This window comes from Variovorax sp. P1_H2 (assembly GCF_056405295.1).
In genome coordinates this window covers 1-20,475 of the sequence record NZ_JBFUCJ010000101.1, presented here as the reverse complement: position 1 = coordinate 20,475, position 20,475 = coordinate 1, and the positions used below count along the sequence as shown (strand labels likewise).

15 protein-coding genes and 4 tRNA genes are annotated in these 20,475 nt (G+C 67.2%); 14 read left to right on the top strand and 5 right to left on the bottom strand.

The annotated features are described in order from the left end of the window. The first annotated feature begins 5 nt into the window (after positions 1–5). From AC1D2E_RS26940 to AC1D2E_RS26880, 13 genes are all read left to right on the top strand, one after another. Positions 6–1,910, top strand: a complete 1,905-nt coding sequence (locus tag AC1D2E_RS26940) for a potassium transporter Kup (protein ID WP_478200228.1) — start codon at positions 6–8, stop codon at positions 1,908–1,910. Positions 1,911–2,183: 273 nt separating this feature from the next. Then, positions 2,184–3,335 (top strand): efflux RND transporter periplasmic adaptor subunit, encoded by a 1,152-nt coding sequence (locus AC1D2E_RS26935; protein WP_478200227.1) that lies wholly within the window; start codon positions 2,184–2,186, stop codon positions 3,333–3,335. Positions 3,336–3,345: 10 nt separating this feature from the next. Beyond that, positions 3,346–6,513 (top strand): efflux RND transporter permease subunit, encoded by a 3,168-nt coding sequence (locus tag AC1D2E_RS26930; RefSeq protein ID WP_478200226.1) that lies wholly within the window; start codon positions 3,346–3,348, stop codon positions 6,511–6,513. Positions 6,514–6,647: 134 nt separating this feature from the next. Next, a tRNA-Leu gene (locus AC1D2E_RS26925) sits at positions 6,648–6,734 on the top strand. Between the two features lie 31 nt (positions 6,735–6,765). Then, positions 6,766–8,079, top strand: coding sequence for a trigger factor (tig, locus tag AC1D2E_RS26920; RefSeq protein WP_478200225.1), 1,314 nt, complete (start codon positions 6,766–6,768; stop codon positions 8,077–8,079). Between the two features lie 89 nt (positions 8,080–8,168). After that, entirely contained in the window at positions 8,169–8,777 is a 609-nt protein-coding gene (clpP, locus tag AC1D2E_RS26915; protein WP_093159368.1) for an ATP-dependent Clp endopeptidase proteolytic subunit ClpP, read from the top strand. A 138-nt stretch (positions 8,778–8,915) separates the two neighbouring features. Next, positions 8,916–10,181, top strand: coding sequence for an ATP-dependent Clp protease ATP-binding subunit ClpX (clpX, locus tag AC1D2E_RS26910; RefSeq protein WP_478177818.1), 1,266 nt, complete (start codon positions 8,916–8,918; stop codon positions 10,179–10,181). A gap of 208 nt (positions 10,182–10,389) precedes the next feature. Further along, positions 10,390–12,831, top strand: coding sequence for an endopeptidase La (gene lon / locus AC1D2E_RS26905; protein WP_478177817.1), 2,442 nt, complete (start codon positions 10,390–10,392; stop codon positions 12,829–12,831). Between the two features lie 54 nt (positions 12,832–12,885). Continuing rightward, positions 12,886–12,961 (top strand) — tRNA-Gly (locus AC1D2E_RS26900). 55 nt (positions 12,962–13,016) lie between these two features. Then, positions 13,017–13,090: transfer RNA gene (locus AC1D2E_RS26895), tRNA-Cys, on the top strand. 86 nt (positions 13,091–13,176) lie between these two features. Next, positions 13,177–13,269, top strand: a tRNA-Leu gene (locus AC1D2E_RS26890). Between the two features lie 22 nt (positions 13,270–13,291). Next, a complete protein-coding gene (locus AC1D2E_RS26885) occupies positions 13,292–13,924 on the top strand; it encodes a DUF6806 family protein (protein ID WP_286367536.1) in 633 nt (210 codons plus the stop codon). Positions 13,925–14,014: 90 nt separating this feature from the next. Further along, entirely contained in the window at positions 14,015–15,313 is a 1,299-nt protein-coding gene (locus AC1D2E_RS26880; protein WP_478200224.1) for an MFS transporter, read from the top strand. Positions 15,314–15,339: 26 nt separating this feature from the next. Here the strand turns inward: AC1D2E_RS26880 and AC1D2E_RS26875 are convergent, their stop codons facing one another. The 4 genes from AC1D2E_RS26875 to AC1D2E_RS26860 are packed head-to-tail and all read right to left on the bottom strand — an operon-like array spanning position 15,340 to position 18,760. Beyond that, positions 15,340–16,113 (bottom strand): PA3715 family protein, encoded by a 774-nt coding sequence (locus tag AC1D2E_RS26875; RefSeq protein WP_478200223.1) that lies wholly within the window; start codon positions 16,111–16,113, stop codon positions 15,340–15,342. Continuing rightward, the gene (murI, locus tag AC1D2E_RS26870) at positions 16,113–16,925 is read right to left on the bottom strand and encodes a glutamate racemase (RefSeq protein WP_478200222.1); all 813 of its coding nucleotides are present in this window, start codon (positions 16,923–16,925) and stop codon (positions 16,113–16,115) included. Before murI ends, AC1D2E_RS26875 begins: the two co-directional genes overlap by 1 nt. Next, complete coding sequence (locus AC1D2E_RS26865) at positions 16,922–18,472, bottom strand: fumarate hydratase (RefSeq protein WP_478200221.1); 1,551 nt, start codon at positions 18,470–18,472, stop codon at positions 16,922–16,924. Before AC1D2E_RS26865 ends, murI begins: the two co-directional genes overlap by 4 nt. Positions 18,473–18,514: 42 nt before the next feature. Continuing rightward, a complete protein-coding gene (locus AC1D2E_RS26860) occupies positions 18,515–18,760 on the bottom strand; it encodes a hypothetical protein (RefSeq protein WP_478200220.1) in 246 nt (81 codons plus the stop codon). Between the two features lie 19 nt (positions 18,761–18,779). Between AC1D2E_RS26860 and fumC the strand changes: the two genes are divergently transcribed. After that, on the top strand, positions 18,780–20,177 hold the full coding sequence (fumC, locus tag AC1D2E_RS26855) for a class II fumarate hydratase (protein ID WP_478200219.1): 1,398 nt from the start codon (positions 18,780–18,782) through the stop codon (positions 20,175–20,177). A 19-nt stretch (positions 20,178–20,196) separates the two neighbouring features. Here the strand turns inward: fumC and AC1D2E_RS26850 are convergent. Continuing rightward, a partial coding sequence (locus AC1D2E_RS26850; protein WP_478200218.1) for a YqhA family protein occupies positions 20,197–20,475 on the bottom strand: 279 nt, incomplete at its 5' end.

Here is a 20,475-nt window from a genome sequence, read left to right as displayed (position 1 = left end):
AGACCATGAATCCCTCCGCGTCTTCGCCGCTCCGGCCGCCCCGGCCGTTCCTGCCGTTCGTGATGGTCGCGGCGCTCGGCGTGGTCTTCGGCGACATCGGCACTTCGCCGCTCTATGCCTTCAAGGAGACCCTGAACCCGGAGCACGGCGTGCCGTTCACGCCCGACGCGGTGCTCGGGCTGCTGTCGCTGATCTTCTGGGGCCTGATGTTCGTCGTGACGCTGAAGTACGTGGTGTTCGTGCTGCGCGCCGATCATGACGGCGAAGGGGGCATCCTCGCCTTGCAGGCGCTGGCCGGCAATGCGGTGGCCGGCCCGCCGGCGGCCCGGCCCTGGCTCGTGCAGGCCATCGGCCTGCTGGGGCTGGTTGGTGCGGCCACCTTCTATGGCGACAGCCTGATCACGCCCGCCATCTCGGTCCTGTCGGCCGTCGAAGGCCTGGAGGTCGAGGCGCCGGGCTTGCAGCCTTTCGTGATTCCGATCACCGTCGCGATCCTGGTCGCCTTCTTCGCGGTGCAGCGCAAGGGGACCGGGGCGGTCGGCATGATCTTCGGGCCGGTGATGCTGCTGTGGTTCCTGCTGATCGCTCTGGCGGGGCTGTGGCAGGTGCTGCAGCAGCCGCAGGTGCTGGCGGCGCTCGACCCGAGCCATGCGGTCGGCTTCGTGGTGCAGCACCGCGCCCAGTCGCTGGCGGTGCTGGGCGCCGTGTTCCTGGCCTTCACGGGGGGCGAGGCGCTGTATGCCGACATGGGGCATTTCGGCGCCCGGCCGATCCGGCTGGCCTGGCTCTTCATCGCCTTGCCCGCGCTGGTCATGAACTATTTCGGCCAGGGGGCGCTGGTGCTCGCGAACCCGGCCGCCATCGACAATCCGTTCTTTCGTCTACTACCCTCCTGGGCCGTGTTGCCGATGGTGGTGCTGGCCGCCATGGCGACCGTGATCGCCTCGCAGGCCGTGATCTCGGGCGCCTTCTCGATCACGGCGCAGGCCATGCGCATGGGCTACCTGCCGCGCATGCGGATCGTCCAGACCTCCGGCGAGACCATCGGCCAGATCTACGTCCCGACCGTCAACTGGCTGTTGATGGTCGGCGTGCTGCTGCTGGTGCTCGGTTTTCGCAGCTCGAGTGCCTTGTCGGCGGCCTACGGGATCGCGGTCTCGATCACGATGGTCACCACCACGCTGTTGACCGGCGTGGTCGCCTGGCGCCTGTGGCGCTGGAACCGGGTCGCCGTGCTCGTCGGGGCGCTGCTGTTCGCTGCGGTCGACCTCACCTTCGTGTTTGCCAACAGCCTGAAGGTCGCGCAGGGCGGCTGGCTCACGCTGGCGGTGGCGGCAGGCGTGATGCTCGTGTTCACGACCTGGGGCAAGGGCCGGCGGCTCGGGCTGGCGGCGGCGGAGGCCCAGCGCCTGCCGCTGCAGCCTTTCGTCCGCTCGCTCGAGGCCCACATGCCGCACCGGGTCCGCGGGACGGCCGTGTTCCTCAATCCCGATGCCGACTCGGTGCCGCATGCCTTGTTGCACAACCTCAAGCACAACCAGGTGCTGCACGAACAGGCGATCGTGCTCAGGGTGCTGCCCTGCAACACGCCGCGGGTCGACGCCCGCGAACGGATCGAGGCCGAGGCGCTCGGCAGCGGGGTCTGGGTGGTCACCGCGCGCCACGGCTACATGGAGCGGCCCGACGTGCCGGAGTTCATCCGCATCCTCGCCTACCAGAAGGGCCTGGCCTGCGATTCGATGACGACCTCCTATTTCGTGTCGCGGGCCACCGTCGTGCACGAGCACCTGCCGGGCATGAACCCGCTGCGCAGGGCGCTGTTCAGCTGGCTGCAGCGCAACGCGGGCCGGGCCTCCGACTACTTCGAGCTGCCGGACAACCGACTGGTGGAAATGGGCCAGCGGGCGTAGGTGGCCCCCACGCTCCCCCACTGCGTGTGGGTCGCTGCCCCCCGAGGGGGCCGCAGGCCGCCTTGGGGCGGCCCGGCGCCGGCCTGGATGGCCCCCACGCTCCCCATTTCGTGTGGGTCGCTGCCCCCCGAGGGGGGCGCAGGCCGCCTTGGGGCGGCCCGGCAGTCGCGCAGTCGTCGCGCGGGGAACTTTTTGTTTGACACCGATTCGCGTTTACCCTAAATTACTAACCGGCTGGTCATTAATGACCCCGTTTTCCTTCAAGGGTGCTCCATGACCGCGTCGTCCTTCATTTCCTTTTCTGGTCACGCCGGGCTCGTGCTGGCGGCGTTGCTGCTGGCCGGCTGTTCGCGGCCGCCGGCGGCCGAAGAGCCCTTGCGGGCGGTCAAGGTGGTCCAGGTCGGCGCCAGCACCTATGGCACCGAGCCCGAGTTCTCGGCCGAGGTGAAGGCCCGGGTCGACTCGCGGCTCGGCTTTCGGGTGGCGGGCAAGATCGCGCGTCGTCAGGCCGAACTCGGCCAGCACGTGCAGGCCGGCCAGGTGCTGGCTCAGCTCGACCCGCAGGATTTCCGGCTCGCCGCCGAAGGGGCGCGGGCGCAGCATGCGGCGGCGCTGACCAACCGCGACCTGGCCCTGGCGGACCTGAAGCGCTACCGAGAACTGCGGCAGCAGAACTTCATCAGCGGCGCCGACCTCGAGCGCCGCGAAAGCACCTACAAGGCCGCCCAGGCGCAGCTCGAGCAGGCGCAGGCGCAACTCTCCGCGCAGGGCAACCAGACCAGCTACACCACGCTGGTGGCCGACGTTCCGGGCATCGTGACCGCGATCGAGGCCGAACCGGGACAGGTGGTCGCGGCCGGAGCGCCGGTCGTGCGCATCGCCCAGGACGGCGCCCGCGACGTCGTCTTCGCGGTGCCCGAGGACCGTGCGGCGTTGATCAAGCCGGGCTCGGCCGTGACGGTGCGCGGCTGGGCCGCCAACGGCGAATTCGAGGGCAAGGTGCGCGAGGTCGCCGCCAGCGCCGACGCCGTGACGCGCACCTACGCGGTGAAGGTGGCGATCGATGCCGCCACTTCGCCGGCCCTCGGCGCCACGGTCTACGCGCGGCCCAAGGCGCTGTCGCAAAGCGGCACGCCGGTGCTCAAGCTGCCGACCAGCGCCCTGCGCCAGGAAGGCGCCGGTACCGCGGTCTGGGTCCTGGACCCGGACAGCATGACGGTGCGTTCGCAGCCGGTGCAGGTCGCCACGGCCGACGGCAACGATGCCGTCATCGCCTCGGGCGTGGTGCCGGGGATGCTGGTGGTGGCGGCCGGCGTGCACGTGCTGTCGCCCGGACAGAAGGTGTCGATCTACCGCGACAAGACCGCGGCCGCTGCGGCGGCGGCAACGCAGCCGGCCGCCGTGGCGCCGGTGGCTTTGCGCTGAGGACGCCGCGATGAGCGCGCAGCAGAACGCCGAGTCCGGCAAGGCCGGCTTCAACCTCTCCAAATGGGCCCTCGAACACGCGGCCCTGACGCGCTACCTGATGCTGGTGCTGATGCTGCTGGGCTTCGCGTCCTACTTCCAGCTCGGCCAGGATGAGGACCCGCCCTTCACCTTCCGGGCGATGGTGGTTCGCACCTACTGGCCCGGTGCCACGGCGCAGCAGGTGGCCGAACAGGTGACCGACAAGCTCGAGCGCACCTTGCAGGAGGCACCGTACGCCGACAAGATCCGCAGCTACTCCAAGCCCGGCGAGTCGCAGATCATCTTCGAGATCAAGGATTCATCGAAGCCCGGCGAGGTCGCGAACGTCTGGTACACGGTGCGCAAGAAGATCAGCGACATGCGCTCCACGCTGCCGGCCGGCGTCCAGGGCCCGTTCTTCAACGACGATTTCGGCGATGTCTACGGCGTGATCTACGCGCTGGAAAGCGACGGTTTCAGCTACGCCGAGCTCAAGACCTTCGCCGACGATGTGCGGCAACGGCTGTTGCGCGTCAAGGACGTGGCCAAGGTCGAGCAGTTCGGCGTCCAGGACGAGAAGATCTTCATCGAGGTGTCGCAGAAGCGCGTCGCGCAGCTGGGCCTCGACTTCAACGCCGTGCTGGCCCAGATCGGCTCGCAGAACGCGATCGAGAGCGCCGGCACGGTCCAGGCGCCGCTGGACGTGGTCCAGGTCCGCGTGGGCGGCCAGTTCACCAGCGTCGAGCAGTTGCGCGCGATGYCGATCCGCGGCAGCTCCGGCAACCATCTGCGCCTCGGCGACATCGCGGAGATCCGCCGCGGCTATGTCGATCCGCCGGCGATCAAGGTGCGCCACCAGGGCCGCGAGGTGATCGCCCTCGGCGTCTCGATGGCCAAGGGCGGCGACATCATCGCGCTCGGCAAGGCGCTGCGCGCCGCCACCGGCGAGATCGACAAGCGGCTGCCGCTCGGCGTCAAGCTGGTGCAGGTCCAGGACCAGCCGGTGTCGGTGGCCAGCTCGGTCAACGAATTCGTCAGCGTGCTGATCGAGGCGGTGGCGATCGTGCTGGCGGTCAGCTTCGTCGCGCTCGGGCTGCACAAGGGCGGGCGCTTCGGCTGGTACGTGGACATCCGGCCCGGGCTGGTGGTGGCGATCACGATCCCGCTGGTGCTGGCCGTGACCTTCCTGGCGATGAACTACTTCGGCATCGGCCTGCACAAGATATCGCTGGGCTCGCTGATCATCGCGCTCGGCCTGCTGGTGGACGACGCGATCATCGCGGTCGAGATGATGGTGCGCAAGATGGAGGAGGGCTACGACAAGGTGCGCGCCGCGACCTTCGCCTACGACGTCACGGCCAAGCCGATGCTGACCGGCACCCTGATCACCGCGGCCGGCTTCCTGCCGATCGGTCTGGCCAAGTCGGTCACCGGCGAATACACCTACGCGATTTTCGCGGTGACCGTGATCGCGCTGGTGCTGAGCTGGTTCGTCTCGGTCTACTTCGTGCCCTACCTGGGTACGCTGCTGCTCAAGGTCAAGCCGCACGACCCGGACGCGCCGCCGCACGAGCTCTTCGACACCCCCTTCTACAACGCCTTCCGCAAGTCGGTGAACTGGTGCGTCGAGCACCGCTGGCTGACCATCGGCGCGACCGTGCTGATGTTCGCGCTCGGCATCGCCGGCATGGGCAAGGTGCAGCAGCAGTTCTTTCCCGATTCGAGCCGGCCGGAGATCCTGGTCGAGCTGTGGTTCCCCGAGGGAACCTCCTTCGCGGCCAACGAGGAAGTCGTCAAGCGCGTCGAGACCCGGCTGCAGCAGGAGGAGGGCATCTCCAGCATCACGAGCTGGATCGGCTCCGGCGTGCCGCGCTTCTACCTGCCGCTCGACCAGGTGTTCCCGCAGACCAACGTGGCCCAGCTGATCGTGCTGTCGAAGGACCTCAAGGTGCGCGAGAAGCTGCGCCTGCGGCTGCCGGCCGTCCTGGCGCAGGAGTTTCCCGAGGCCCGCGGCCGCGTCAAGCTGCTGCCCAACGGGCCGCCGGTGCCCTACCCGGTGCAGTTCCGCGTCGTCGGCGCCGACCCGGCGCAATTGCGCGTGCACGCCGACGAGGTCAAGGCGCTGATGCGCGAGAACCCCAACATGCGCGGGGTCAACGACAACTGGAACGAGTCGGTCAAGGTGATCCGGCTCGAGGTCGACCAGGACAAGGCGCGCGCGCTCGGCGTCACCAGCCAGGCCATCGCCCAGGCCTCGCGCACCATGTTCAGCGGCACCACGGTCGGCCAGTACCGCGAGAACGACCTGCTGATCGACATCGTGCTGCGCCAGTCGCCGGACGAGCGCGAGGCGATCTCGGACATCGGCAACGCCTACCTGCCCACCAATTCGGGCCGCTCGATTCCGCTGACCCAGATCGCCAGGCCGACGTTCAGCTGGGAGCCGGGCGTGATGTGGCGCTGGAACCGGGACTATGCGATCACGGTGCAGGGCGACATCGTCGAAGGCCTGCAGGGCGCGACCGTGACCAGCGAGCTGCTGCCGAGGCTGCGCGCGCTCGAGGCCCGCTGGCTGGCTGCCGGGGACGGCGCCTACCGGATCGAGGTGGCGGGCGCCGTGGAGGAGAGCAGCAAGGGCTCGGCCTCGATCGTGGCCGGCGTGCCGATCATGCTGTTCCTGGTGTTCACGCTGCTGATGCTGCAGCTGCACAGTTTCAGCCGCTCGCTGCTGGTCTTCATCACGGGGCCGCTCGGCATCGTCGGCGTGGCCGGCGCGCTGCTGGCCTTGAACCGGCCCTTCGGCTTCGTCGCCTTGCTCGGCGTGATCGCGCTGATGGGCATGATCCAGCGCAACGCGGTGATCCTGATCGACCAGATCGAGAGCGACCGCGCCGCCGGCGTGCCGGCCTGGGACGCCATCGTCGAATCGGCGGTGCGCCGGCTGCGGCCGATCGTGCTGACCGCGGCCGCCGCGGTGCTGGCGATGATCCCGTTGTCGCGCAGCGTCTTCTGGGGCCCGATGGCGGTGGCGATCATGGGCGGACTGATCGTCGCCACCGTGCTGACGCTGCTGGCGCTGCCGGCGATGTACGCGGCTTGCTTCCGCGTCGGGCGCGAGACGCCGGCGCCGTCAGGAATCGCTCCGGTTAGCGTTTAAAATACGCGGTTGACCGATTTCAGGCGGGTGGGGCGAAGGCCCTGCCGCCGCAAATTGCCGAACTATCGAAAGCAGGGCGCCCAGGGCGCCTGGCCATCGTCGGTACTCACCTGAAAAAACTGAAAACTGGAATTGCGCGGGTGGCGAAATTGGTAGACGCACCAGGTTTAGGTCCTGACGTTCGCAAGAACGTGCCGGTTCGAGTCCGGCCCCGCGCACCAGCAGAAAAGACCCCTCAAAAGGAAGACTGAAATGACCGTGAACGTTGAAACCCTCGAGAAACTCGAACGCAAGATCACGCTGACCTTGCCGGTCGGCACCATCCAGTCCGAGGTCGATTCGCGCCTCAAGAAGCTGGCCCGCACCGTCAAGATGGACGGATTCCGTCCCGGCAAGGTGCCGATGAACGTGGTCGCCCAGCGTTACGGCTACTCGGTCCACTACGAGGTCATGAACGACAAAGTCGGCGAGGCTTTCTCGCAGGCCGCCAACGAAGCCAAGCTGCGCGTCGCCGGCCAGCCGCGCATCACCGAGAAGGAAGAGTCGCCCGAAGGCCAGCTGGCCTTCGATGCGGTCTTCGAAGTCTTCCCCGACGTCAAGATCAACGACCTGTCGGGCGCCGAAGTCGAGAAGATCGACGCCGAAGTGGGTGGCGAAGCCATCGACAAGACCCTCGACATCCTGCGCAAGCAGCGCCGCACCTTCGCCCAGCGCGCACAAGACGCCGCGGTGACCGACGGCGACCGCGTGACGGTCGACTTCGAAGGCAAGATCGACGGCGAGACCTTCCAGGGCGGCAAGGCCGAGGACTTCCAGTTCATCGTCGGCGAAGGCCAGATGCTGAAGGAGTTCGAAGACGCCGTGCGCGGCCTGAAGTCCGGCGACAGCCGCACCTTCCCGCTGTCGTTCCCGGCCGACTACCACGGCAAGGACGTGGCCGGCAAGCAGGCCGACTTCATGGTCACCGTGAAGAAGATCGAGGCCTCGCACCTGCCCGAAGTCAACGAGCAGCTCGCCAAGTCGCTCGGCATCGCCGACGCCACGGTCGAAGGCCTGCGCGCCGACATCAAGCGCAACCTCGAGCGCGAGGTCAAGTTCCGCCTGCTGGCGCGCAACAAGAACGCCGTGATGGACGCCCTGATCGCCAACGCCGAACTCGACCTGCCGAAGTCCAGTGTGCAGGCCGAAGTCGACCGCATGATCGAAGGCGCCCGCGCCGAGCTGAAGCAGCGCGGCATCAAGGATGCCGACAAGGCGCCGATCCCCGACGACGTGTTCCGTCCCCAGGCCGAGCGCCGCGTGCGCCTGGGCCTGGTGGTGGCCGAGCTGGTGCGTGCCAACAACCTGCAGGCCAAGCCGGAGCAGATCAAGGCCCACATCGACGAGCTCGCCGCCAGCTACGAGAAGCCGGCCGACGTCGTGCGCTGGTATTTCAGCGACAACCGCCGCCTGGCGGAAGTCGAAGCGGTGGTGATCGAGAACAACGTCACGGACTTCGTGCTCGGCAAGGCGAAGGTCAATGCCAAGTCGGTGTCCTTCGACGAGCTGATGGCCCAGCAGGGCTGATCCCGCAGAGCCGCGCCATGGGGCTTGTGCTTTGTGGCACGAGCCCCATTTCGTCTGGGTACCGTACAAAATCCCTCTGGAGAGCACACATGAGCGCACAGGAAATTCAAGGCCTCGGCATGGTTCCGATGGTCATCGAGCAATCGGGCCGCGGCGAGCGTTCCTACGACATCTATTCGCGCCTGCTCAAGGAGCGCGTGATCTTCCTGGTCGGCGAAGTCAACGACCAGACCGCCAACCTGGTGGTGGCGCAGTTGCTGTTCCTCGAGAGCGAGAACCCCGACAAGGACATTTCGTTCTACATCAACTCCCCGGGCGGCAGCGTCAGCGCCGGCATGGCGATCTACGACACCATGCAGTTCATCAAGCCGGCCGTGTCGACCCTGTGCATCGGCTTCGCGGCCAGCATGGGCGCCTTCCTGCTGGCGGCCGGCGAGAAGGGCAAGCGTTTCTCGCTGCCCAATTCGAAGATCATGATCCACCAGGTGCTCGGCGGGGCCCGCGGCCAGGCCACGGACATCGAGATCCATGCCCGCGACATCCTGAAGACCCGCGAGCAGATGAACCGCATCCTGGCCGAGCGCACCGGCCAGTCGTTCGAAAAAATCGCCCGCGACACCGAGCGCGACTACTTCCTGACGGCTGACGAATCCAAGGAGTACGGCCTGATCGACCAGGTCATCTCCAAGCGCAGCTGAAAGGCCCGGCGCTGAGGCGCGCGAGCAACAACGGCGTTTTCCTGGGGGGAAAACGCCGTTTTTCTTCAGGCCAGCGATGGGCTTGTGGGCTTTCATCTTCGCTATCATTGTTAAACCCCTGTTACGAGGCATTTGCCCATGGCCGAGAAAAAAGGCTCCTCCAGCGAAAAAACGCTTTACTGCTCGTTCTGCGGGAAGAGCCAGCACGAGGTCAAGAAGCTGATCGCCGGTCCGTCGGTCTTCATCTGCGACGAGTGCATCGACCTGTGCAACGAGATCATCCGCGACGAGTTGCCCGCGGGTGACGACGCGCGCGAGGCGCGCCACGACCTGCCGACGCCGCTGGAGATCAAGGCCAACCTCGACAACTACGTGATCGGCCAGGAGCCCGCCAAGCGGATGCTCGCGGTGGCGGTCTACAACCACTACAAGCGCTTGCGCCACAAGGAGAAATCCAAGGGCGACGACGTCGAGCTCAGCAAGAGCAACATTCTCCTGATCGGCCCGACCGGCTCGGGCAAGACGCTGCTGGCCCAGACCCTGGCGCGGATGCTCGACGTGCCCTTCGTGATGGCCGACGCCACCACGCTGACCGAGGCCGGCTATGTCGGCGAAGACGTCGAGAACATCATCCAGAAGCTGCTGCAGAGCTGCAACTACGAGGTCGAGCGGGCCCAGCGCGGCATTGTCTACATCGACGAGATCGACAAGATCTCGCGCAAGTCGGACAACCCCTCGATCACCCGCGATGTCTCGGGCGAGGGCGTGCAGCAGGCGCTGCTGAAACTGATCGAAGGCACCATGGCCAGCGTGCCGCCGCAGGGCGGGCGCAAGCACCCGAACCAGGATTTCCTGCAGATCGACACCACCAACATCCTGTTCATCTGCGGCGGCGCCTTTGCCGGGCTCGAGAAGGTGATCGAGAACCGCACCGAGGCCTCGGGCATCGGCTTCGGCGCCACGGTCAAGAGCAAGCAGCAGCGCAGCGTCACCGAGGTGTTCCGCGAGGTCGAACCCGAAGACCTGATCAAGTTCGGGCTGATTCCCGAGCTGGTCGGCCGGATGCCGGTGGTGGCCTCGCTGGCCGAACTCAGCGAGGAAGCGCTGGTCCAGATCCTGACCGAGCCCAAGAACGCGGTGGTCAAGCAGTTCACCAAGCTGCTGCAGATGGAAGGCGTCGACCTCGAGATCCGTCCCGCGGCGCTGAAGGCGATCGCCCGCAAGGCCCTGGCCCGCAAGACCGGCGCCCGAGGCCTGCGCTCGATCCTCGAGCAGTCGCTGATCGATACCATGTTCGAACTGCCGAACGCCACCAACGTCGACAAGGTGGTGGTCGAAGAGTCGACCATCGACGAGAACAAGCCCCCGCTGCTCGTCTATCGCGAGGCGGCCAAGAAGGCCTGATGTGGCCCCCACGCTTCCTCACTGCGTGTAGGCGCTGCCCCCCGAGGGGGCCGCAGGCCGCCTTGGGGCGGCCCGGCGTCGGCCTGATGCCCAAGCAGCCGGCCGCTCCCCGCCWGGCGTCCGGCGTCGTCTTCGACGAAGACCGTGCCCGCGCACTTGAAAAGTGCGCGCGGCCGACCATCTTTCCATGATCAATTAAAGGATTCCCATGTCCGGTCATACCCCCCTGCCTGCCACCGAACTCGACCTGCCGCTGCTGCCGCTGCGCGACGTCGTCGTGTTCCCCCACATGGTCATCCCGCTGTTCGTCGGCCGGCCCAAGAGCATCAAGGCGCTCGAGCTGGCGATGGAGGCCGAGCGCCGCATCATGCTGGTGGCGCAGAAGGCCGCCGCCAAGGACGAGCCCTCGGTCGAGGACATGTTCGAGGTCGGCTGCATCTCGACCATCCTGCAGATGCTGAAGCTGCCCGACGGCACCGTGAAGGTGCTGGTCGAAGGCCAGCAGCGCGCCCGCGTGAACCGCATCGACGACGGCGAGACCCATTTCTCGGCCAACGTGACGCCGGTCGAGGCGATCGAGGTCGCGGTCCAGAAGGGCACCGAGGTCGAGGCGCTGCGCCGTGCCGTGATGCAGCAGTTCGACCAGTACGTGAAGCTCAACAAGAAGATCCCGCCCGAGATCCTGACCTCGATCTCGAGCATCGACGATCCGGGCCGGCTGGCCGACACCATCGCCGCCCATTTGCCGCTCAAGCTCGACAACAAGCAGGCCGTGCTCGACCTCGACGACATCAAGGCGCGGCTCGAGAACCTGTTCGGCCAGCTCGAGCGCGAGGTCGACATCCTCAACGTCGACAAGAAGATCCGTGGCCGCGTGAAGCGCCAGATGGAAAAGAACCAGCGCGACTTCTACCTCAACGAGCAGGTCAAGGCGATCCAGAAGGAGCTCGGAGAAGGCGAGGAGGGCGCGGACATCGAGGAGATCGAGAAGAAGATCAAGCTCGCCAAGATGCCCAAGGAAGCGCTCAAGAAGGCCGAGGGCGAGCTCAAGAAGCTCAAGCTSATGTCGCCGATGTCSGCCGAGGCGACCGTGGTGCGCAACTACATCGACGTGCTGATCGGCCTGCCGTGGAGCAARAAGACCAAGATCAAGCACGACCTCGCCCATGCCGAGGAGGTCCTCAACGAAGACCACTACGGTCTCGAGAAGGTCAAGGACCGCATCCTGGAATATCTCGCGGTGCAGCAGCGCGTCGACAAGGTCAAGGCGCCGATCCTGTGCCTGGTCGGCCCGCCGGGGGTCGGCAAGACCTCGCTCGGGCAATCGATCGCCAAAGCGACCGGCCGCAAGTACACCCGCATGGCGCTCGGCGGCATGCGCGACGAGGCCGAGATCCGCGGCCATCGCCGCACCTACATCGGCGCATTGCCGGGCAAGGTGCTGCAAAGCCTCAACAAGGTCGGCACACGCAACCCGCTGTTCCTGCTCGACGAGATCGACAAGCTCGGCACCGACTTCCGCGGCGACCCGTCGAGTGCGCTGCTGGAAGTGCTCGACCCGGAACAGAACCACACCTTCGGCGACCACTACGTCGAGGTCGACTTCGACCTCTCCGATGTGATGTTCGTCGCCACCTCGAACTCGATGAACATCCCGCCGGCGCTGCTGGACCGGATGGAAGTGATCCGCCTGGCGGGCTACACCGAGGACGAGAAGACCCACATCGCGCTGAAGTACCTGCTGCCTAAGCAGATGAAGAACAACGGCGTGAAGGAAGACGAGCTGCTGATCAACGAGGAAGCGGTGCGCGACATCGTGCGCTACTACACCCGCGAGGCCGGCGTGCGCTCGCTCGAGCGCGAGCTTTCGAAGATCTGCCGCAAGGTGGTCAAGGGCCTGCTGCTCAAGAAGATGGAGCCGAAGGTGCTGGTCACCGGCGCCAACCTCAACGACTTCCTGGGCGTGCGCAAGTACAGCTTCGGCCTGGCCGAGAAGCAGAACCAGGTCGGCCAGGTGGTCGGCCTCGCCTGGACCGAGGTCGGCGGCGACCTGCTGACGATCGAGGCCGTGACGATGCCCGGCAAGGGCGTGATCAGCCGCACCGGCTCGCTGGGCGACGTCATGAAGGAATCGGTCGAGGCGGCCCGCACCGTGGTGCGCAGCCGCGCCCGCCGGCTCGGCATCAAGGACGAGGTGTTTGAGAAGCGCGACATCCATATCCACGTGCCCGATGGCGCGACGCCCAAGGATGGCCCGAGCGCGGGCGCCGCGATGACGACGGCCTTCGTGTCGGCGCTGACCGGCATCCCGGTGCGCGGCGACGTCGCGATGACCGGCGAGATCACGCTGCGCGGCGAGGTCACGGCGATCGGCGGCCTGAAGGAGAAGTTGCTGGCCGCCCTGCGCGGCGGCATCAAGACCGTGCTGATCCCCGAGGAGAACGCCAAGGACTTGCAGGACATCCCCGAGAACGTCAAGAACGGCCTCGAGATCGTGCCCGTCAAATGGATCGACAAGGTGCTCGAGATCGCGCTCGAGAAGATGCCGACGCCGCTGTCCGACGAAGAGGTCGCGGCTTCCGCTGCTGCAGTGGCCGAGCTCGCCAAGCAGCGCGCGGCGACGCCGGTCGAAGGATCGGTGAAGCATTGAGCTTCGAGTGTTGCGAGGCCTCTAAAAATTGCTATATAATTCGAGGCTCGAAACGCGGGAATAGCTCAGTTGGTAGAGCGCAACCTTGCCAAGGTTGAGGTCGAGAGTTCGAGACTCTTTTCCCGCTCCAGTTTTGAAAAAGGGAAGCTTGAGGCTTCCCTTTTTTTCGCAGTACAAGAATTGCTGGCGCGATAGCAAAGCGGTTATGCAACGGATTGCAAATCCGTCTAGCCCGGTTCGACTCCGGGTCGCGCCTCCACCGACATCGGTACCGGAAACGCAGCCCCGCCAACCCACGTTGCCGGGGCTGCTTTCGTTTGCGGTATCGTCGATGTCCGACCGGAAGCCCGGATGGTGAAATTGGTAGACACATCGGACTTAAAATCCGCCGCTTCCTGCATAAGGGGCATACCGGTTCGACCCCGGTTCCGGGCACCACCACACTACAAGGGAGCAAGACATGCCTCGCTATAACGCTCCGTTCGAAATCCATGTGCACGGCGACGTGCCGCTGCGTTCCGACGTGAGCTTCGAGCAGATCCAGGAAGCGCTCGCACCGCTCTGGAAATACGCCGGCGCCAAGTCGCTGGCCGACGGCGCCACCAGCGTCTACGAAGAAGAGCCCGGCATCCGCTTCGAGCAGAAGGAGCACATGCTCCAGATCTGCTGGACCGTGGCCGGCGACGAGGACTTCCGCCAGGCGCTCGACGAGATGTGTATGGCGCTCAACGAGCTGTCCGAGCAGGGCGCGGCGCTCGAGGTCACTTTCTACGACACCGACTTCGACGAGGAAGAGGGCGACCCCGACGAGGAGTCGCGCGACGACTTCCTGATGCTCTTCGTCGGCCCGAACCCGGCCGCCATCATGCAGGTGCAGCGCGACCTGCTGGTGGAAGACGTGGTGAACCTGATGGAGCGCCACTTCGACGGCGCCGAACTCGGCGGCGTGGTGGCCGAGATCGACAAGCTCTTCGGCGACCGCTTCGACGCGCTGGTGAACTCGCTCGAGATCGGCAAGCGCCCGCGCGGCGGCACCGGCGGTGCCGGCAGCGGCGGCCATGGCGGCGGCCGCCGTCCGCGCCACCTGCACTAGCGGATCCCGGCAGGGCCGGACTTGCAGCGGACGCGGAGCGGTCACGCCGCTCCGCTATGCTCGGCGACCATCCACTCGCGGAGTCTTCGCTTGGCCCTGTTTCCCCAGTCCGCCCTCCAACCCGGCGTGCGCAAGCGCGAGGTGTTCGGATGGGCGATGTACGACTTCGCCAATTCGGGCTACACCACGGTGGTCATCACCGCAGTGTTCGCCGCCTACTTCGTCGGCGGCATCGCCAAGGGGGCGCCCTGGGGCGCCTTCGCCTGGACCGCGGCGCTCAGCATCTCCTACGCGATCGTGATGCTGACGATGCCCGCGATCGGCGCCTGGGCCGACCTGCATGCGGCCAAGAAGCGGGTGCTGCTGATCGTGACGGTGGCCTGCGTGGCCGGGACCGCGGCGCTGGCCCTGACGCCGGGCCTCGGCGGCCCCTACGCGGTGGCGCTCGCGATGGCGCTGGTCATCCTCTCGAACACCTTCTATTCCTACGGCGAGTCGCTCACCGGCGCCTTCCTGCCGGAACTCGCCACGGCCGACGGCATGGGCAAGGTCAGCGGCTGGGGCTGGGGCTTCGGCTATCTCGGCGGCATGCTGGCGCTGGGCCTGTGCCTGGCCTATGTGCTGTGGTCCCAGGCCCGCGGCTTGCCGGCGGCGCACTTCGTGCCGGTCACGATGCTGATCACGGCCGCACTCTATGGGGCGGCGGCCTGCGCCACCTTCGCCCTGCTGCCCGAGCGCGCATTGCCGCAGCAGCGCGGGCCGGAGCAGAGCGCCTGGCAGCAGCTGCGCGACACTTTCCGCGAGGCCCGCGCCTACCGCGACTTCATGTGGCTGCTGGCCTGCACCGTCTGCTACCAGGGCGGCGTGGCGGTGGCGATCACCCTGGCGGCGATTTACGCCGAGCAGGTGATCGGCTTCGTGCCGAGCGAGACGATGGTGCTGATCTTCGTGCTCAACATCGCGGCGGCGCTGGGTGCCTTCGGCTTCGGCTACCTGCAGGACCGGATCGGCCACCGCCGCTCGCTCGCCGGGACGCTGGTGGCCTGGATCGCGGTCTGCCTGATCGCGGCCTCGGTCAGCACCAAGGGTGGCTTCTGGTGGGCCGCCACCATCGCCGGGCTGTCGATGGGGTCCAGCCAGTCGGCCGGCCGCGCCATGACCGGCATCCTGGCGCCGCCGCGCCAGCTGGCCGAATTCTTCGGCCTCTGGACCTTCGCCACCCGGCTGGCCAGCATCGTCGGTCCGCTGAGCTATGGTGCGATCACCTGGGCCACCGGCGGCAACCAACGGGTCGCAATCCTTGCGACTGCGCTGCTGTTCGTGGGCGGGCTCCTGCTGCTGCTGCCGATCGACATGCGGCGCGGGCGGGACGCGGCGCTGCGGGCCTGAATCGAGGCGACGGGCTGCGCGAGGACTCAGGTCGGCGGCGCGGCGGTCTTGACCATGCGGTAGCGCGTGCCGTCGAAGCGCAGCAGCCGCGACTTGAAGGTCTGCCGTTGCTCGTGCGTCGCGCATTCGTCGCCCGCCGGGCTCGACCGGCTTTCGGAGCGGGCCTGGTGCAGGATCAGGTCGGCATAGCCGCCGGCACCGCTGCGCGCCACCGAGAGGCTGCCGCGCACGGTCTCGAAGCTGCCGGTGCAGTTGCTGTCCCATTCGCCCTGCTCGAGCGTGAGCTCCAGGCCGTCGAGCACTTTCGCGAGCTTCGGGCCCTGGGGCACATAGAGCGTCAGGCTCTCGTTGGCATAAGGGGTGGCCCGCGAGGAGCCCTGGCGCAGGATGCGCAGGCCGAAGGCGCGCGCGTCCGGTGCCAGCGCATAGCGGGCGCCGTCGACCCGGATCTCGGCGATGCGCACCGCGTCTTCGGTCAGCACGTCTTCCTCGAACAGCCGGCTGACGACCTTGGCGCGGTCGGTATTGCCGTTGTCGGCCTGCTGCACCACCAGCACGTCGAGATCGAACTGGACGGTGCCCGGTTCCGTCGAGGGGCGCGGCAACGGCAGCACGACGATGAAGCGGCCCGGCACGCCGCGCCATGGTTCGCACACGGCGCGCTCGTGGTCGAGGCTGCGCTTCGGGTGCAGCTTGGCATGCATGCGCTCGGCGAGCCCGGTGTCGCAGGCTGCGTGGGCGGCGACGCCGAAGCCGGCCAGCAGCCAGCCGAAGCACAGGGCGCGGCACAGGCGGCGCATCAGTTGGTGGCCGTGAGCCAGCGAGCGGCCGCGGCGTCCAGGGCTTCGCGGGCGCCGCTGCTCAGCAGGCGCAGTTCGCCGTCGCCGTCGGCGCGCAGTGCGCCGGCCTGCTCGAGCAGCCGCCGCGCCTGCTGCGCCACGGGGGCGCCGGTGTCGATGAAGCGCACCGCGTCGCCGGTATGGCGCTGCAGTTCGTCGGCGATGAAGGGGTAGTGGGTGCAGCCCAGCACCAGCGTGTCGATGTCCCCGTCAGCGCTGCCGAAGCGCCCGGCTGCCGCCAGGTAGCGCTCGCAGAGTGCCGCGATCCGGGCGTCGTCGGAGCGCTCGATGGCGCCTGCCAGGCCGTCGCAGGCCACGATGCTGAAAGCCGCCTGGCCGGTCAGCGATGCCAGCAGCGCCTGGAACTTGCGGCTCTCCACCGTCACGCGGGTCGCCAGCACCGCGATGTGCCCGGTGCGGCTCAGCGCCACCGCGGGCTTCAGCGCCGGCTCGACACCGACCACCGGCAGCGTCGGATGGTCGGCGCGCAGCCGGTGGATCGCCGCGGCGGTCGCGGTGTTGCAGGCCACTACCAGGGCCTTGATCCGATGGGTGTCGATCAGCTCTCGAGCGACGGCGGCACTGCGTTCGGCGACGAAGGCGTCGCCACGTTCGCCGTACGGCGTGTGTGCGGTGTCGGCGAAGTACACGAAGCGCTCGTGCGGCAGCGTCTCGCGCAGTGCGTTGAGGACGCTCAGGCCCCCGACGCCGCTGTCGAACACGCCGATCGGATCGTCGGCGCGCGAGGGACCTTCGACGCGCGCCAGGCTCAAGCCGCTTCCAGCGTGATGGTCTTGAATTCGCCGCTGGCGATGCGCTTCTGCCATTCGGCCGGGCCCGTGATGTGGGCGCTGGTGCCGCCGGCGTCGACCGCCACCGTCACCGGCATGTCGACCACGTCGAACTCGTAGATGGCTTCCATGCCGAGGTCCGCGAAGCCGACCACCTTGGCGGTCTTGATCGCCTTGCTCACGAGGTAGGCGGCGCCGCCGACCGCCATCAGGTAGGCGCTCTGGTGCTTCTTGATGGCCTCGATCGCGACCGGGCCGCGCTCGGCCTTGCCGATCATCGCGATTAGGCCGGTCTGGGCCAGCATCATTTCGGTGAAGCCGTCCATCCGCGTGGCGGTGGTCGGGCCGGCCGGGCCGACGGCCTCGTCGCCGACCGGATCGACCGGGCCGACGTAGTAGATCACGCGGTTGGTGAAGTCCACCGGCAGCTTCTCGCCCTTGGCCAGCATGTCGGCGATGCGCTTGTGGGCGGCATCGCGGCCGGTCAGCATCTTGCCGTTGAGCAGCAGGGTGTCGCCGGGTTTCCAGCTGGCGACCTCGGCCGGCGTGAGCTTGTCGAGATCGACCCGCTTGCTCTTGTTGGTGTCGGGGGCCCAGTCGATCTTCGGCCACAGGTCGAGCGACGGTGCCTCGAGGTACACGGGGCCGGAGCCGTCGAGCACGAAATGGGCGTGGCGGGTGGCGGCGCAGTTCGGGATCATCGCCACCGGCTTGCTCGCGGCGTGCGTGGGGTACATCTGGATCTTGACGTCGAGCACGGTCGAGAGGCCGCCCAGGCCTTGCGCGCCGATGCCGAGCGCATTGACCTTCTCGTACAGCTCGATGCGCAATGCCTCGACCTTGGTCAGCTCGGCACCCGAGGCCTTCTTGGCCTGCAGCTCGTGCATGTCGAGGTCGTCCATCAGGCTCTCCTTGGCCATCAGCGCGGCCTTCTCGGYGGTGCCGCCGATGCCGATGCCGAGCATGCCGGGCGGGCACCAGCCGGCACCCATGGTCGGAACGGTCTTGAGCACCCAGTCGACGATGCTGTCGCCGGGGTTGAGCATCGCGAGCTTGCTCTTGTTCTCGCTGCCGCCGCCCTTGGCCGCGACCGTCACCTCGACGGTGTTGCCGGGCACGATCTCGGTGAAGATCACGGCCGGCGTGTTGTCCTTGGTGTTCTTGCGGTCGAACTGCGGGTCGGCCACGACCGAGGCGCGCAGCGTGTTGTCCGGGTGGTTGTAGCCGCGGCGCACGCCTTCGTTGATGGCGTCGTCCAGGCTGCCCGTGAAGCCGCCCCAGCGCACGTCCATGCCGACCTTCAGGAACACGTTGACGATGCCGGTGTCCTGGCAGATCGGCCGGTGGCCGGTGGCGCTCATCTTGCTGTTGGTCAGGATCTGCGCCATCGCGTCCTTGGCCGCCGGGCTCTGCTCGCGCTCGTAGGCGCGGGCCAGGTGTGCGATGTAGTCGGCCGGGTGGTAGTAGCTGATGTATTGCAGCGCGGCGGAAACCGACTCGATCAGGTCGGCTTGCTGAATGGTGGTCATGTGGGGGAGGGAGGTTCTTGTGAGTGGGGGACGCTGCCGCGATTATCTCAGCCGCCGAAAACCTGCGCGCCTGCTCGGCCGCCAGATCGGCAACTGCATGATCTCGAACAGGTTTCCGGTGATCCGCGCGTCGTGCAGGGCAATCGACATGACTTGTTGACGGTCTTGAGCGCTTCGCTCATAACTTTTCGGCATAAAGAGAGCCAAGTCGACCTTCTTCATCGATGCGAGCCATTCTTGTTTGCGCCGATACTCCACATTGCGCCCGGCGAGCGGCCGGCCCTTCATCCTGAAAGCGAGCTACGCCATGACCACATCCCCCAAGTCCCGTGTCGAGCGCGACACTTTCGGCCCGATCGAGGTGCCTGCCGACAAGCTGTGGGGCGCGCAGACGCAGCGCTCGCTGCAGAACTTCGACATCTCCGGCGAACAGCAACCGCGGGAAATCATCCGCGCCCTGGCGCAGGTGAAGCGGGCCTCGGCGGTGGTGAACCATTCGCTGGGCCTGCAGGACCAGAAGAAGACCGAGGCCATCGTCGCTGCGGCGGACGAGGTGATCGCCGGCCGCCATCCTGACGAGTTTCCGCTGGTGGTCTGGCAGACCGGTTCGGGCACCCAGACCAACATGAACGTCAACGAAGTGCTGGCCAATCGGGCCAGCGAACTGCTCGGCGGCGAGCGCGGGGAAGGGCGCCTGGTGCACCCGAACGACGACGTCAATCGCAGCCAGTCGTCGAACGACGTCTTTCCGACCGCGATGCACGTGGCGGCGGTCGAGGCCATCACGCACAAGCTGCTGCCCGCGATCGGCAAGCTGCGCGGCACGCTGGATCGGAAATCGAAGGATTTCGCTGACATCGTGAAGATCGGGCGCACGCATCTGCAGGACGCGACGCCGCTCACCCTGGGCCAGGAGTTCTCGGGCTATGTCGCGCAACTCGCGCACGGCGAGGCGCATGTGCGCGCGGCCCTTCCGCATCTGTGCGAACTGGCGCTCGGCGGCACCGCGGTCGGGACCGGCCTGAATGCACCCAAGGGCTATGCCGAGCAGGTGGCAGCCGAGCTCGCGAAGCTCACCGGCCTGCCTTTCGTCACGGCGCCCAACAAGTTCGAGGCGATGGCCTCGGTCGATGCGCTGGTGCATGCGCACGGCGCCCTCAAGACGCTGGCGGCAAGCATGATGAAGATCGCCAACGACGTGCGCTGGCTGGCCAGCGGCCCGCGCAGCGGCATCGGCGAACTCAGCATTCCCGAGAACGAGCCGGGCTCGTCGATCATGCCCGGCAAGGTCAACCCGACCCAGAGCGAGGCGGTCACGATGCTGGCGGCGCAGGTGTTCGGCAACGACGTCGCGATCAACATCGGCGGTGCCTCGGGCAACTTCGAGCTCAACGTGTTCCGGCCGATGGTGGCGCACAACTTCCTGCAGAGCGTGCGGCTGCTGGCCGACGGCATGGTGAGCTTCAACGACCATTGCGCGGCCGGCATCGAGCCGAACCGCGAGCGCATCACCGAACTGGTCCAGCGCTCGCTGATGCTGGTGACCGCGCTCAACACCCACATCGGCTACGACAAGGCCGCCTTCATCGCCAAGAAGGCGCACAAGGAAGGCAGCAGCCTGCGCGAGGCCGCGATCGCCTCGGGGCACCTCACGGCCGAGCAGTTCGACCAGTGGGTGGTGCCCGAGAACATGACGGGGCGCTAGCCCCGGGCGACGGCGCGCTTCAGTGCGCGTCGTCCGGAGACCGCGACATCAGCTTGTCCGTGTAGGCGATGGCCATCGCCGAGAACAGGAAGGTGATGTGGATCGCGGTCTGGGCGATCAGCACGCGGTCGGAGTAGTTGTCCGCGTTGATGAAGGTCTTGAGCAGGTGGATCGAGCTGATGCCGATGATGGCGGTGGCCAGCTTGACCTTCAGCACCGAGGCGTTCACATGGCTCAGCCATTCGGGCTGGTCGCGGTGGCCCTCGAGGTTCATGCGGCTCACGAAGGTCTCGTAGCC

Excerpts from the sequence above, each read along its gene's own strand:
- AC1D2E_RS26860 (WP_478200220.1), bottom strand. The coding sequence starts at position 18,760 with ATGAAGGGCCGGCCGCTCGCCGGGCGCAATGTGGAGTATCGGCGCAAA.
- AC1D2E_RS26940 (WP_478200228.1), top strand. The coding sequence starts at position 6 with ATGAATCCCTCCGCGTCTTCGCCGCTCCGGCCGCCCCGGCCGTTCCTG.
- AC1D2E_RS26885 (WP_286367536.1), top strand. The coding sequence starts at position 13,292 with ATGCCTCGCTATAACGCTCCGTTCGAAATCCATGTGCACGGCGACGTG.
- AC1D2E_RS26875 (WP_478200223.1), bottom strand. The coding sequence starts at position 16,113 with ATGCGCCGCCTGTGCCGCGCCCTGTGCTTCGGCTGGCTGCTGGCCGGC.
- clpX (WP_478177818.1), top strand. The coding sequence starts at position 8,916 with ATGGCCGAGAAAAAAGGCTCCTCCAGCGAAAAAACGCTTTACTGCTCG.
- tig (WP_478200225.1), top strand. The coding sequence starts at position 6,766 with ATGACCGTGAACGTTGAAACCCTCGAGAAACTCGAACGCAAGATCACG.
- AC1D2E_RS26935 (WP_478200227.1), top strand. The coding sequence starts at position 2,184 with ATGACCGCGTCGTCCTTCATTTCCTTTTCTGGTCACGCCGGGCTCGTG.
- clpP (WP_093159368.1), top strand. The coding sequence starts at position 8,169 with ATGAGCGCACAGGAAATTCAAGGCCTCGGCATGGTTCCGATGGTCATC.
- fumC (WP_478200219.1), top strand. The coding sequence starts at position 18,780 with ATGACCACATCCCCCAAGTCCCGTGTCGAGCGCGACACTTTCGGCCCG.